The sequence below is a fragment of the Methylobacterium mesophilicum genome (genome assembly GCF_022179445.1).
In the GTDB taxonomy this organism is placed as follows: Bacteria; Pseudomonadota; Alphaproteobacteria; order Rhizobiales; family Beijerinckiaceae; genus Methylobacterium; species Methylobacterium mesophilicum.
In genome coordinates, this window is record NZ_BPQU01000207.1 from 1 (window position 1) to 211 (window position 211).

Annotated in this window: 1 pseudogene; it reads left to right on the top strand. The window is 69.2% G+C overall.

From position 1 onward, the window contains the following. Positions 1-178: pseudogene (locus tag MFF40_RS28735) on the top strand (response regulator); the annotation flags it as partial. Between the last annotated feature and the right edge of the window lie 33 nt (positions 179-211).

The window sequence follows — 211 nt, forward strand, 5'->3', positions numbered from 1 at the left end:
CGACGGCCTGTCGCTGATCCGCTCCCTGCGCGAGCAGGGCGTCGAGACGCCGGTGCTGATCCTCTCCGCGCTCGGTCAGGTCGACGACCGGGTGAAGGGCCTCAAGGCCGGGGGCGACGATTACCTGCCCAAGCCCTACGCCTTCTCCGAGCTGATGGCCCGGATCGAGGTCCTGGCCATCAGCTCGGAGAAGGCGTAGGGCTTGGGCAGG